Origin of the sequence: Burkholderia humptydooensis, assembly GCF_001513745.1 — a bacterium.
GTDB lineage: Bacteria > Pseudomonadota > Gammaproteobacteria > Burkholderiales > Burkholderiaceae > Burkholderia > Burkholderia humptydooensis.
Genome location: NZ_CP013382.1, coordinates 1325275 through 1337844, shown reverse-complemented (window position 1 = coordinate 1337844; position 12570 = coordinate 1325275). Strand labels below are relative to the sequence as shown.

10 protein-coding genes and 1 pseudogene are annotated in these 12570 nt (G+C 68.6%); 9 read left to right on the top strand and 2 right to left on the bottom strand.

Annotation, left to right across the window (positions count from 1 at the left end; all coding sequences use genetic code 11):
* The first annotated feature begins 6 nt into the window (after window positions 1-6).
* The 5 genes from AQ610_RS36455 to fnr all read left to right on the top strand — a co-directional run bounded on the left by AQ610_RS36455 (window position 7) and on the right by fnr (window position 4719).
* Window positions 7-282 carry a hypothetical protein gene (locus tag AQ610_RS36455; RefSeq protein ID WP_156436740.1) on the top strand — a complete coding sequence of 92 codons (276 nt, stop codon included), beginning with the start codon at window positions 7-9 and terminating at the stop codon, window positions 280-282.
* 308 nt (window positions 283-590) lie between these two features.
* Window positions 591-2642, top strand: coding sequence for a PAS domain S-box protein (locus tag AQ610_RS24860; protein ID WP_006027166.1), 2052 nt, complete (start codon window positions 591-593; stop codon window positions 2640-2642).
* A complete protein-coding gene (locus AQ610_RS24855; protein WP_006027165.1) occupies window positions 2639-3286 on the top strand; it encodes a response regulator in 648 nt (215 codons plus the stop codon). Before AQ610_RS24860 ends, AQ610_RS24855 begins: the two co-directional genes overlap by 4 nt.
* Before the next feature lie 227 nt (window positions 3287-3513).
* Entirely contained in the window at window positions 3514-3924 is a 411-nt protein-coding gene (locus tag AQ610_RS24850) for a response regulator (protein ID WP_009915080.1), read from the top strand.
* A gap of 12 nt (window positions 3925-3936) precedes the next feature.
* The gene (gene fnr, locus AQ610_RS24845) at window positions 3937-4719 is read left to right on the top strand and encodes a fumarate/nitrate reduction transcriptional regulator Fnr (RefSeq protein WP_006027163.1); all 783 of its coding nucleotides are present in this window, start codon (window positions 3937-3939) and stop codon (window positions 4717-4719) included.
* 139 nt (window positions 4720-4858) lie between these two features.
* Here fnr and AQ610_RS24840 read toward each other — a convergent pair whose 3' ends face one another.
* On the bottom strand, window positions 4859-6577 hold the full coding sequence (locus AQ610_RS24840; protein WP_043282741.1) for a CocE/NonD family hydrolase: 1719 nt from the start codon (window positions 6575-6577) through the stop codon (window positions 4859-4861).
* 300 nt (window positions 6578-6877) lie between these two features.
* On the opposite strand from AQ610_RS24840, the pseudogene AQ610_RS31975 reads away from it, so the two are divergent.
* A pseudogene (locus tag AQ610_RS31975) lies at window positions 6878-7027 on the top strand (acyl carrier protein); the annotation flags it as partial.
* An 82-nt stretch (window positions 7028-7109) separates the two neighbouring features.
* Here AQ610_RS31975 and AQ610_RS24835 read toward each other — a convergent pair.
* On the bottom strand, window positions 7110-8231 hold the full coding sequence (locus AQ610_RS24835) for a 4-hydroxyphenylpyruvate dioxygenase family protein (RefSeq protein ID WP_045554748.1): 1122 nt from the start codon (window positions 8229-8231) through the stop codon (window positions 7110-7112).
* 368 nt (window positions 8232-8599) lie between these two features.
* On the opposite strand from AQ610_RS24835, the gene shiA reads away from it, so the two are divergent.
* The 3 genes from shiA to pdxR all read left to right on the top strand — a co-directional run bounded on the left by shiA (window position 8600) and on the right by pdxR (window position 12374).
* Window positions 8600-9907, top strand: a complete 1308-nt coding sequence (gene shiA / locus AQ610_RS24830) for a shikimate transporter (protein ID WP_006027160.1) — start codon at window positions 8600-8602, stop codon at window positions 9905-9907.
* A 25-nt stretch (window positions 9908-9932) separates the two neighbouring features.
* Window positions 9933-10703: an IclR family transcriptional regulator domain-containing protein gene (locus AQ610_RS24825; protein WP_006027159.1), complete on the top strand. Its 771-nt coding sequence runs from the start codon at window positions 9933-9935 to the stop codon at window positions 10701-10703.
* Between the two features lie 189 nt (window positions 10704-10892).
* The gene (gene pdxR, locus AQ610_RS24820) at window positions 10893-12374 is read left to right on the top strand and encodes a MocR-like pyridoxine biosynthesis transcription factor PdxR (RefSeq protein ID WP_006027158.1); all 1482 of its coding nucleotides are present in this window, start codon (window positions 10893-10895) and stop codon (window positions 12372-12374) included.
* The last annotated feature ends 196 nt before the right edge of the window (window positions 12375-12570 follow it).

The window sequence follows — 12570 nt, the reverse complement described above, 5'->3', positions numbered from 1 at the left end:
CGATCCTTGTGGGGGAGCGAGGCGCTCGGTTTTGAATCTAGCAACGGCCTTTTGCAAAGTAAAGGAAACGGAAACGCGCCCCTTCGCGATCGCACGATCGACTCCGCCGCGGCGGCCACGAAAAAACCGGTCATGAAAATCCGATGCGACGCGATAGCCGCACGGACGCAAAGCGCGAAAAATGCCGACGGCGATGCACCGCCCAATGTCGGCGAATCAGATGGCGAGCGTATGGCAACCCATGAAGTCAGCCTGAAGTCAGCCAATGGAAAATCGCGATGAAATGCGCACGGAATCGTTTTCTGGCGCACCGATTCCGCACTGCACGATGCCCGGCGCCGCGCCCGCGCGCCGGCGACGCATGCGCGGGCAAGCGCCGGCCCCGCGCGGCGGCGCCGGATCGAACGGATTGCGTTGGCGCGTAATATTTGAAAGAATTCGGTCCGCAACGCTTTCGCGTTGTCGCATTGCCGAAAATGACGGGAATCACGCAAAATGTCGGCATTCCAATTCCCGCCGCGCATCGGGCCCGTTCACTCGACGCTCCCCCAACCAGCCGCACCGGCATAACGAAGCATAGGTATGAATTCATGACCGCCAGCGGGATCAGCCCTGGCGCATCGCGCGATGCGTCCCGCACCGACCGGCGCGGCGCGCTCGTCGCCGTGGCCGTCGCCGCGCTGGGCATCGCTGCGTCGTATGGCGTCGCGCGGCTCGTGCTGCAGCAGGAGCGCAATGCCGCGCAGGCCCGTTTCGAGCGCCGCGCCGCGCACGTGACGACGACGCTGCGGCAGGAACTGCTGACCGCCACGACGGTGCTGCGCGGCGCGCGCGGCATGCTCGGCGAGAACGCGTCGCCCGCCGCCGTCGGCTGGGCGAACTATCAGGCGCAGCTCGATCTCGATCGTGCGCGCTCGCCGATCCGCTCGCTCGGCTTCATCGACGCGAAGACCGCCAGCGGCGCCGCCGCGCAACCGGGCGTCGATCCGCAGACGCGCGCCGCGCTGCTGCGCGCCGCGGATTCCGGCCTGGCGACGCTCGACGCGCATGCGGCGCCGCCCGAGAACACCTACGCGCCGGACAGCGGCGCGGGCGCGCTCGCGCTCTACCTGCCCGTCTACACGGCGAACGGCGCGCTGCCCGCCCCCGAGCGTCGCCGCGCGGACACGGCCGGCTTCGTCGTCGCGACGCTCGACGCGCGCCGCCTGGTCGAGCTGTCGACCGCGAACGACCGCGACATCGACCTGCGCCTGACGGCGGGCGAAGCGGGCGTGCTTGTCTACACGACCGAGCGCGACTACGGCGGCGCCGACGCGTCGCGCCCGTCGCTTGCGCGCACGGACTCGCTCAATTTCGGCGGCATGCCGCTCGCGCTCGCCTATACGACGGAAAACCGCTGGGCGGCGATCCGCTCGGACGCCGTCGCGACCACGGTGTTCGTCGCCGGCGCGGCGACGTCCGCGCTGCTCGCGGTGCTCGCGTATCTGCTCGTCGGGCGCGTCGGCGCGCGTGACGGCTACGCGGACGACAGCCCGCTCAACGAAGCGCGGATGATGGGCATCATCCGCTCGTCAATGGAAGCGATCATCACGGTCGACGAGATGCAGACGATCGTGATCTTCAATCCGGCCGCCGAACGCGTGTTCGGCGTGTCCGCGATGGACGCGATCGGCTCGCCGCTGTCGCGCTTCATCCCCGAGCGCTTTCGCGAGGCGCACGAGAAGCACGTCGAGCAGTTCGGCGTGACGGGCGTATCCGAGCGGCAGATGGGCCGCCAGCGCGTGCTGTACGGGCTGCGCGAGAACGGCGAGGAGTTCCCGATCGAGGCATCGATCTCGCAGATCCGCGACGGCTCCGGCAAGCTGTACACGGTGATGCTGCGCGACGTCACCGAGCGGGTGCGCAACGAGAGCGCGCTGCGGCAGTCACGCGAGGAGCTGCGCGAGCTGTCCGCGAACCTGCAGAACGTGCGCGAGGAAGAGAAGACGCGCATCGCGCGCGAGCTGCACGACGACCTCGGCCAGCAACTGACCGCGCTCAAGATGGACGTGTCGGCGATCGCGCTCGCGCTCGCCCGCTATCGCGACGCGCGGGCCGACGCGCAGCCGATCGCGGCCGTCGAGCAGCAGTTGCACGGGATGCGGCGGCTCATCGATTCGACGGTCGCATCGGTGCGGCGCATCGCGGCCGACCTGCGGCCCGTGATGCTCGACGATCTCGGCCTCGTGCCCGCGATCGAATGGCTCGTGAACGATTTCACGAACCGCTACGGCATCGACGTCGAGCGCCGGCTCGACACCGCCGACACGCGCTTCACCAGCGCCGGCGCGACGACGCTGTTCCGGATCGTCCAGGAGGCGCTGACGAATGTCGCGCGCCACGCGGACGCAACCCGCGTCGACCTGACGCTCGCGATCGACCAGGACTTCTGCCTGCTGCAGATCAGGGACGACGGGCGCGGCGTGCAGCCCGACGAACGCCTCGGCGCGAACGGCGACAAGTCGTTCGGCCTCATCGGCATCCGCGAGCGCGCGCACATGCTGAGCGGCACCGTCACGATCGATTCGGCGCCCGGGCAGGGTTTCTCGATCAAGGTCGCGCTGCCGCTCGCCGCGATCCGGCAAACGGACGCGCTCCTGTGATCAGGGTCCTGATCGCGGACGATCACGCGCTCGTGCGCGACGGCCTGCGCCACATTCTCGGCAGCGCGACGGGCTTCGAAGTCGTCGGCGAAGCGTGCGACGGCGTCTCGACGATCGAGCTGATGCGCTCGATCGATGCGCAACTGCTCGTGCTCGACCTGTCGATGCCAGGCCGCAACGGCATCGACCTCATCAGGCAGATCAAGGAAGAGAAACCCGCGCTGCGGATTCTCGTGCTGACGATGCACGCGGAGCAGCAATACGCGTCGCGCGCGTTCCGCGCGGGCGCGTCCGGGTACATGACGAAGGAGAGCGCGAGCGCGGAGCTCGTCGGCGCGCTGACGAAGATCGCGGCGGGCGGCGTCTACGTGAGCCTCGCGATGGCCGAGCGGCTCGCGCAGAGCCTGAACGAACCCGCCGAGTCGCTGCCGCACCAGCGGCTGTCCGATCGCGAGTTCGACGTATTCCGGCGGATCGCCGCCGGCGAGACGATCACCGAGATCGCGCAGGCGCTCGACGTCAGCGCGAAGACGATCAGCACCTACAAGGCGCGCATCCTCGAGAAGATGCAGATGCCGCACGATGCGGCGCTCGTGCGCTACGCGATCCGGCACAAGCTGTTCGACGACGGCGACGAGGCCTGATCGACGACGCGGCGGGACGCGGGCCGGGCGACGCGCGGCGCGTTCCCTGCGCTGCCGCGTGCCCGTCGTCCGTATCGTCGTCACTCGCCCGGCGTCCGGCTCCGGCTTCTTGTCCGCATCCGCGCAAACCCTCGTAGGATTATCCCTACAGCAAACGCGTCATTGCCTACTCCATTTTCACCCGGCGCTGATTTCGCGCCTCGACCGCGCGGGCCATACTGCCTGCCATGAATGCACGCGAGCCGACTCCTCCGCTGAGAGTGTTTCTCGTCGACTATGCGGCCCCGGTCAGAGATCGCCTTACCTCGCTGCTCGAGACGATCCTCGGGGTCGAGGTGGTCGGCGAGGCCGAGGACGTCCCGGCCGCGCTGGCCGGCATTCTGGAAACGGGCGCCGACGTCGCCGTCATCGAGCTGAGATTGACGGGCGGCAATGGACTCGAGTTGATTTCGGCGCTGACGCGCGCCGCTCCGAGGGTGGTCAAGATCGTGCTGACCAACTTGTCCGGACCGGCATTTCGCGCGGCATGCAGCGACGCGGGGGCGAATTTCTTCTTCGACAAGATCGCCGACGTCGACGCCGCCTGCCGCACCGTGAAAACCCTGGCCAGCGCGCACCGACCGAGCGCGGCCGAATGACAGGAGCAGATCATGTTGCAAGCGCATACGTCGAACGCTTTCACGCCCGCGCAGCGGCAGCGCGTGACGATGCCGCTGCGCGCGGCTGCGCGCGACGACGCGGCGAAGCGCCCGGCCCCGCGCTGCTCGAGTTGCGCGATGCGCAGCGTCTGCATGCCGTTCGATCTGAGCACCCACGAATTCGCGAAGCTCGACGCGCTGATCTGCTCGGCGCGCCACGTCAAGCGCGGCGACGCGCTGTTCCGCACGCATGACGTGTTCCAGAGCATCTACGCGGTGCGCACCGGCTCGTTCAAGACGGTCGTCATGCATCGCGACGGCCAGGAGCACGTGACGGGCTTCCAGATCGTCGGCGAAACGCTCGGCCTCGACGGCGTGTGCGCCGGCCGTCACAACAGCGACGCGATCGCGCTCGAGGACAGCACCGTCTGCATCATCCCGTTCGCGCAGCTCGAGGCGGTGTGCCGCGAAGTGAAGCCGATGCAGCACCACGTCCATCGGCTGATGAGCGGCGAGATCGTCCGCGAATCGAGCCAGATGATGCTGCTCGGCACGATGACGGCCGAGCAGCGCGTCGCCGCGTTCCTGCTCAACATCTCGGAGCGCTTCCAGAAGCGCGGCTATTCGGCGGCCGAATTCAACCTGCGGATGACGCGCGAGGAAATCGGCTGCTATCTCGGGATGAAGCTCGAGACGGTCAGCCGGATGCTGTCGAAGTTCCAGCGCGACAAGCTGATCGCGCCGCGCGGCAAGCAGATCCGCATCATCGATCCGGTCGGCCTCGCTCGCGTGTGACGCGGGCAATGCGGACCGCGGACAGAACAATCGCTACGGGGAAAGAAGAAAGACAGGCAGGCCGAACGCGACGAGGACAGGCCCAGGACAGGCCAACCGGGCCGCGACGGGGCCAACCCATACGGGGAGCACCCCGGCGTCACGAGCGCACCGGCAACACGAGCGTCGCCTGCCGGTCCGGATCGAACTGGAACGTCACCCCGAACCGCTCGCCCGGATTGACGGGCGGCTGGTAGAGGCTGTCGTACGTGTCGAGCACGATGCCGATGTGATGGCCCGCCGGCACGTCGTACGCGATCGCCGAGAACTCGATCGGGAAATCGATCGTCGCGCCCGGGCTCGCCCAGTGCACGGTCCGCGCGCCGTGCGTGATCAGCTTGCCGAAGCCGAGCGCGTCGACGTCGTACAAATACGCGACCACCTGCGCGCGCGCCTGCGACGGCGTCGCCCGCAGGTTCAGTTGCGCCGCGCCGCGTAAATGCAGCGGCTGCGCGAGCGCCGTGCTCTCGTAGCGCACGCCCGTCGCGAGATTTACTGTCGCGAGCTGATTGACGACGGGCGCGCCGATGCTCTCGCCGAACGTCGACAGCACCGGAATCGGGCCGCTCGTCGCGGTCGTGTCCGAGAAATTCTGGATCAGGTCGTTGCCCGCGGTGCGGTTCGGCGCGCTCTGCAGCGTGCCCGAGACGCCCTTCGTGCACAGGCACGAAAGATCCCAGCGCAGCGCGCCGCGCGGCCCGACGTACAGCGTCTGTGCACGCACGTTGCTCGCGGGCCATGTGTCGAACGACTCGCGCGTGTTCGTGAACTTGATCTGCATCGACACCTCGGGCTCGGTGTCCAAGCCGTTGCGCACGCCCTTCAGCCAGCGGTCGAACCAGCGATGCGCCTGATCGTACGGATAGTTCGGCAGGCCAGCGAGCGCGCCCGGAATCTCGGCCTGCGCATGGATGCCCGGATTCAGCAGCAGTTTCTTCGGCACCGTCAGATTCGAGAACAGTTTCATCGACGAATTCGGCGTGAACATGTCGTCTTCGAAGTTCTTGCTGATGAAGACCGGCGCGCCGCGGCGGTTCAGCGCGTCGAGATACGTCGACGGCGAGCGCACCCGCGCCCACGCGATGATCTCGTCGGCCTTCGCCTGCGTCGTGTTCGGATCGAGCAGCGCCTTCACGTACTGGTCGACGATCGGATCGAGCCGCCCCGTCACCTTGCCGGACAGGAACAGCACCGCGCTCCACGTCGCGTTCGGCGACTGGGCCGGGTACAGTTGATCGGCGAGATCGCCCCAGCCGGAGAGCGCGGCCGCCGTCTTCAGCCGCCTGTCCTGCGCGAGCGCGAGCAGCGACAGCCCCGCGCCATACGAGATGCCGCTCACCGCGAGTCTGTCCGGATCGGCGGGCGTGTTCGCGGACACCCAGTCCACCGCCGACGACACATCCTTCACGTCCTGCGGGCTCGCCACCTCGACCTGCCCGCCCGACAGGTAGAAGCCGCGCGCGGTGTAGGCGAGCACGATGTAGCCGTCTTGCGCGAGCTTGCGCTGCTGGCCGAGATATTCGAAGAAATCGGATGCGGCCCAGCTCGAGATCATCACGATCGCCGGAAACGTCTGATCGGGGCGCGTGATCTTCGGCAGGAACACGTTCGCGGTGAGCCGCGTGCCGTCCGTCGCGGTGACGGTCTGGTTGTTGACCCAGCAGGTGCCGTCCTTCGGCGAGCTCACGCCGGGAAACTGGAACGGCGTCGTGTAGACGGCCGCTTCGGCGGGCGTCACGGGCCGGCACGACACGCCCGCATGAGCGAACGACGAGGCAAGCGCGACGCTCGCACCCGCGATCAAACGTGCAAGTTTCATGTCTCTCCTCCAATTCTTCTTGGATCTTGTTCGGTGGAAGGTGCGATCGGCGGCCCGTTTTCGGCGGAATCCCGCGCGGCACCGGCTGATTGAGCCATCCGTCGCGCGCAGGGTCAAGACGGGCAAAGACCGGGGTCGACCGGCCGGCACGATGGCCTTCGTTGTTGACCGTTTGAGCAACGCAGCGGAATCGTTGCGGCGGAAGCCGGAAATCTCGTCCGCGCGGGCAACGATCGTTTGAAACCGAGGGGCGACGCGCGTGTGAAGTAAACGCTCGAAACGGAATGCGCGCGATGAAGCGTGGTCGCGCAGTTCCAGCTACGGCTCCGCGCGGACACCCCGCTGCACCTGCTGCTGAACAGCGCGTGCATCGGCGATTTTGCCGACACGCTGATCCGCACGCTGAACGACGGGCCCGGCGACGCATGCGCGCCGCCTGAGCCCGCCTGAGCCCGCCGAATACTGGCGCGGCCGGCCGCGCTCCATCGCGCGCCGTCGGTTAGAGCCTGTTCCCGCTCATGACGGGCTTGCTCTAACCGCGCGCCGCGTCCCTCGCGCGCGCGAGCGCGCGCAGGTTGCCCTCGCCGAAGCCGTGATGCCCCTGCCGCTCGACGATCTCGAAGACGATCTCGCCGGGCCGGTGCTTGACGAACGTCTGGAAGAACAGCCGCGGCGCGCCGTCGCCGCCGATCTCGCCGTCGACGAGGATGCGGCGCGCGCGCAGCGCATCGACGTCGATCCCGCAGCCGGGCAGCCGCGCATCGATCTCGTCGTAGTAGCGCGCCGGCGGCTCGACGAACTCGACGCCGTTCGCCGCGAGCGCATCGGCGCACGCGAGAATGTCGTCGGTCGCGAGCGCGATGTGCTGGACGCCCTCGCCCGGCTGGTCCGGCAGGTATTCGTGCATCAGCGCGGTGCGCCGCGCGCCCTCCTCGTACACAGGAATCCGCACGTCGCCGCACGGCGACACCATCACACGCGACTCCTCCGACACGTGCCAGTTCGCGTTGAGCTCGTGGATCTCGCGGAAATGCAGCAGATCGCGATAGAAATCGAGCCACTCCTGCATCCGGCCGCTGCCGACCGTCTGCGTCAGGTGATCGACGCGCCGCAGGCCGGCGCCAAAGCAGTCGAGGTCGGCCTGCGCGGATGCGACGTCGATCGGGCGGAAATCGACGTCGAAGATCGAGATGTCGCCGACGCCGCCGCGCCCGCGCCAGCGGTCAACGAAATGAATGTGCGACGCGCCGATGCCCTGGATCGCCGGAATCGTCAGCTCTCCGACGCCGATCCGCTCGCCCTCGAACGCCCACGCGCCGAGTTCGATCGCGCGGTCGAACGCGCGCTGCGCGTCGTCGACGCGAATGCCGATCGCGCAGACGCCCGTGCCGTACTCGTGCGCGTAGCGCGCGGCGAACGAATCGGGCTGCGCGTTGACGAGGAAGTTCATCTGCCCTTGCCGGTACAGCGCGACCGCCTTGCTGACGTGCCGCGCGATCGCCTTGAAACCGAGCTGCTCGAAGCGGCGCGCGAGCGCGTCGGGCTCGCGCGCCGCGAACTCGACGAATTCGAGCCCCGCCATGCCGAGCGGGTTCTCGCCCGGCGGGCCGGTAAACGCGGGGGCGCTGGACGCGGGACTGGCTGGGCTGGACATCGAGGGCTCCTTGGCTGGCGGGGGAATCGTCTTGGGCCGGCGGCGACGCATCGCGCCGCGCGGCCGGCCTGCGCCGGCAATTTTAACCAAATCGTTCATGACGCAAAGCGTCGCCGCACCCGACATCCGCATCGTCTCCCATCGCGCATCGGTCGCTCGCCTAGTGCAAACCCCGAAATCGATCGATAATCGCACGCTTTCGTTCGATAATCGCGCAAAATGTTTCATCGCCACGTTGCTCCGAAGCCGCTGCCGCTCCTATGCTGCGTGTCACCCCGACACGACGGCTCGCACGAGCCGCACCGGCAACGCCGCCCACGCATCGCGTCACCGCGGCGGCATGCGCCGGCGACAAAAGGAGACATAGCATGACCCCAGCATTCGACGCGGCCGGCACGATCGACGCCGCGCCCGCCCGCCGCAACCAGGCCCGCAAGGCGGCGATCGGCAGCTTCGTCGGCGCGGTGGTCGACTGGTACGACTTCCTGCTGTACGGCATCGTCGCCGCGCTCGTGTTCAACCATGCATTCTTTCCGAACGTCAGCCCGACGATGGGCACGCTCGCCGCGTTCGCGACGTTCGGCGTCGGCTTCCTGTTCCGCCCGCTCGGCGGCGTCGTGTTCGGCCATTACGGCGACCGGCTCGGCCGCAAGCGGATGCTCGTGCTGACCGTGATGCTGATGGGCGTGTCGACGGTCGCGATCGGCCTGCTGCCGACCTTCGGCGCGATCGGCTGGTGGGCGCCCGTGCTGCTCGTCGTGCTGCGCGCGGTGCAGGGCTTCGCGGTCGGCGGCGAATGGGGCGGCGCGGCGCTGATGGCGGTCGAGAGCGCGCCCGAGAAACAGAAGGCGTTCTACAGCAGCGGCGTGCAGGTCGGCTACGGCGTCGGCCTCGTGCTCGCGACGGGCATCGTGTCGATCCTCAGCCACACGCTCGGCGACGCCGCGTTTCGCGCGTGGGGCTGGCGGCTGCCGTTCGTGTTCAGCATCGTGCTCGTGCTGATCGGCCTGTGGGTGCGCTCGAGCATGGACGAATCGCAGGAATTCGTCGAGAAAGTCGAGCACGGCCACCGCAAGCTGAAGCTGCCGGTGCTCGAGGCGCTGACCCGCCATCCGAAGGCATTCGTCTACATCGTCGCGCTGCGCCTCGCCGAGCTGTTCACGATGTATATCGTCACCGCGTTCGCGCTCAGCTATTCGACGTCGAACCTCGGCATGTCGCGCGATCTGTTCCTGAACATCGGCCTGCTCGTCGGCGCGCTGAGCTGCGTGACGATCCCGTGCTTCGCGTGGCTTGCCGACCGCTTCGGGCTGCGCCGCGTCTACATCGCCGGCGCGCTCGTCGGGCTCGCGTGCGCGGTGCCGTTCTTCGTCGCGCTCGAGGCGCGCGCGACCCTCTGGATCGTGATCTGCTCGGTGATGCTCGCGAACCTCGCGCACGACATGGTCGTGAGCGTCCAGCAGCCGCTCTTCACCGAGCTGTTCGGCGCCGAGTACCGCTACAGCGGCGCGGGCGTCGGCTATCAGTTCGCGAGCGTGGTGGGCGGCGGCTTCACGCCGTTCATCGCCGTCGCGCTCGTCGGCTTCGGCGGCGGCTCGTGGCATCTCGTCGCCGCGTATCTCGCGGCCGGCTGCCTGGTGTCCACGCTCGTCGCCGCGCGGATGCGCGCCGCCTGAGCGAGCGCCCATCGCGACATCGAGAATGAAGAAGACGCCGCTCGACCGACGCGACTGGATCGCGGGCCTCGAGAAGGGCCTTGCGATCCTCGAGGCGTTCGACAACCAGCACGCGCGGATGACGCCGACCCAGGCCGCCGCGCGCACGGGCCTCACGCGCACTGCCGCGCGCCGCTATCTGCTGACGCTCGAATCGCTCGGCTACGTGTACACCGACGGGCGGCTCTACGGGCTCACGCCGCGCGTGCTGCGGGTCGGCTGGTCGTACTTCGATTCGGCGCGCCTGCCGCGCACCGTGCAGCCGTATCTGCAGCAACTGAGCGCGACGCTGAACGAATCCGCGTACGTCAGCGTGCTCGACGAATGGGAGCTCGTCGTGATCGCGCGCAACGGCGTGTCGCGCGTGATGACGACGGGCTTCGTGCTCGGCGCGCGCGTGCCCGCGCCGCTGATCTCGCCGGGCGTCGTGCTGCTCGCGCACAAGGCGGACCAGGACGCGGTGCGCGCGTGGCTCGACTCGACCGAGTTCCCGCCGTTCACGCCGCACACGCTGACCAGCAAGGCGCGCCTGCAGGAGAAGATCGACCGCGCGCGCATCGACGGCCATGCGCTGATCGAGCAGCAATTGCAGGTCGGCGTGCGCGGGATCGCGGTGCCGCTCAAGAACCGGCACGGCGAAGTCGTCGCCGCGCTCAGCACCAACATGCCGATCGGCGGCGAAAGCGCCGATGCCGCGCTCGAACGCGTGCTGCCGCACCTGCAGGAAGCCGCGCTGGCGATGATGAACGTACTGTGAGCGTCACCCTGCGGGTGTCGCCGCCGCGCCGGTCGCGCCTGCTGCGGGCTCGCCAGGCGCGCTCGATCTGCCGGCCCGACCACGTGTCTCGCACGGGCTCGACGGTTTATCGGCTGATTGGCTGATTGGCTTGTCGGCTCGCCGGCATGCCAGAATGGCGAATTCACCGCTCATTCAGGTAGCCACTCCGTGGATCTCCAGATCAGCCTCCACGATCGTCGCGACCTCGCCGGCCAGATCTATCGGCAACTGCGCGCGGCGATCGTCGGCGGACGCCTCGCCGCCGGCGCGCGGCTGCCTTCGACGCGCGATCTCGCGCGGCAGCTCGGCGTGTCGCGCAAGACGACGCTCGACGCGTTCGAGCGCCTCGCGAGCGAAGGCTTTCTGCTCACGCGCACGGGCAACGGCACGTTCGTCGCGGACGGCCTCACGCGCGTGCCCGGCGCGCGCGGGCACGAGACGAACGCCCACGGCGCGCACGCGGACGCGGTTCGCGACGGCAGCGGCGGCGCGGCGCTCGCCCGCGCGCACGCAGGCTGGTCCGACGTGCCGGCCGGGCTCTCGATGCCGCCGCCGCGCGCGCCGCTCGCATTCGACTTCCGAGGCGGCGTCACCGACAAGGCGCATTTCCCGTGGGACGACTGGCGGCGCTGCATCCAGCAAGCGGTGCGCGCGCAGGCGCGCAGCAGCGGCGACTATCGCGATCCGGCGGGCGAACCCGAACTGCGTGACGCGATCGCGCGCTATGTCGGCTTCAGCCGCGCGGTCGCGTGCGACTGGCAGGACGTGATCGTCACGCACGGCGCACAACAGGCGCTCGACCTGCTCGCGCGCGTGCTCGTGCGGCCGGGCGACGTCGTCGCCGTCGAGGAGCCCGGCTATCCGCCCGCGCGCGCGGCGTTCGCGGCGCTCGGCGCGCGTGTGGCCGGCGTGCCCGTCGATGCGCACGGCCTCGTCGTCGCCCGGTTGCCGGACGATGCGCGCTTCGTCTACGTGACGCCGTCGCATCAGTTCCCGCTCGGCATGCCGATGAGTCTCGAGCGGCGCGTCGAGTTGTTCGAATGGGCGCAGCGGCGGCGCGCGGTGATCGTCGAGGACGACTACGACTGCGAATTCCGCTTCGAGGGCCGGCCGCTAGAGCCGCTGAAGAGCCTCGATCGCGCGGGGCTCGTCGCATACGTCGGCACGTTCTCGAAGACGCTGTTTCCGGAACTGCGGATCGGCTACGCGGTGCCGCCGCGTTCGCTGAACCTCGCGCTGCGCAAGGCGAAGCAGATCGCCGACTGGCACGCGTGCACGCTCACGCAAACGGCGCTCGCGCGGTTCATCGCCTGCGGTGCGTTCGGCCGTCATCTGCGGCGCATCCATCGCCACTACGACGCGCGCCGCCGGCTGCTCGCCGCGCATCTGCAAGGCGCGCTGTCGCGCTGGCTTCAGCCCGTGATTCCCGCGGCCGGCATTCACTTGACCGCGCGCTTTCGCGCGGGCATCGACGAACGCGCGACGCTCGACGCCGCGCGCGAAGCCGGCATCGATCTGCACGGCATCTCGGCGTTCTACGCAAGCAGCCCGCCCGAAGCCGGCATCCTGTTCGGCTACGGCGGCCTCGACGCGCCGACGATCGACGTCGCGCTCGCGCGGCTCGCGGACGTGCTGAATCGGTGCGCGTGAGCCGCGCTGCGGGGATGGCGGTTCGCAGGCGCTCGGGGATTCGGGCTTGCTGAATTTCCGGATCGAGGACTGATGAAGTTGCGGTTTGCGGGTTTACATTCTTGCGGACTTGCAAAGCGGTATCCCAAATTTCCAGAAAATTGGTCATTTCAGATAGCCGGTCGCATCGTTAATCTGGTGATGATCACCCGAAACC

Excerpts from the sequence above, each read along its gene's own strand:
- fnr (WP_006027163.1), top strand. The coding sequence starts at position 3,937 with ATGTTGCAAGCGCATACGTCGAACGCTTTCACGCCCGCGCAGCGGCAG.
- AQ610_RS24825 (WP_006027159.1), top strand. The coding sequence starts at position 9,933 with ATGAAGAAGACGCCGCTCGACCGACGCGACTGGATCGCGGGCCTCGAG.
- shiA (WP_006027160.1), top strand. The coding sequence starts at position 8,600 with ATGACCCCAGCATTCGACGCGGCCGGCACGATCGACGCCGCGCCCGCC.
- AQ610_RS24840 (WP_043282741.1), bottom strand. The coding sequence starts at position 6,577 with ATGAAACTTGCACGTTTGATCGCGGGTGCGAGCGTCGCGCTTGCCTCG.
- AQ610_RS24850 (WP_009915080.1), top strand. The coding sequence starts at position 3,514 with ATGAATGCACGCGAGCCGACTCCTCCGCTGAGAGTGTTTCTCGTCGAC.
- AQ610_RS24835 (WP_045554748.1), bottom strand. The coding sequence starts at position 8,231 with ATGTCCAGCCCAGCCAGTCCCGCGTCCAGCGCCCCCGCGTTTACCGGC.
- AQ610_RS24860 (WP_006027166.1), top strand. The coding sequence starts at position 591 with ATGACCGCCAGCGGGATCAGCCCTGGCGCATCGCGCGATGCGTCCCGC.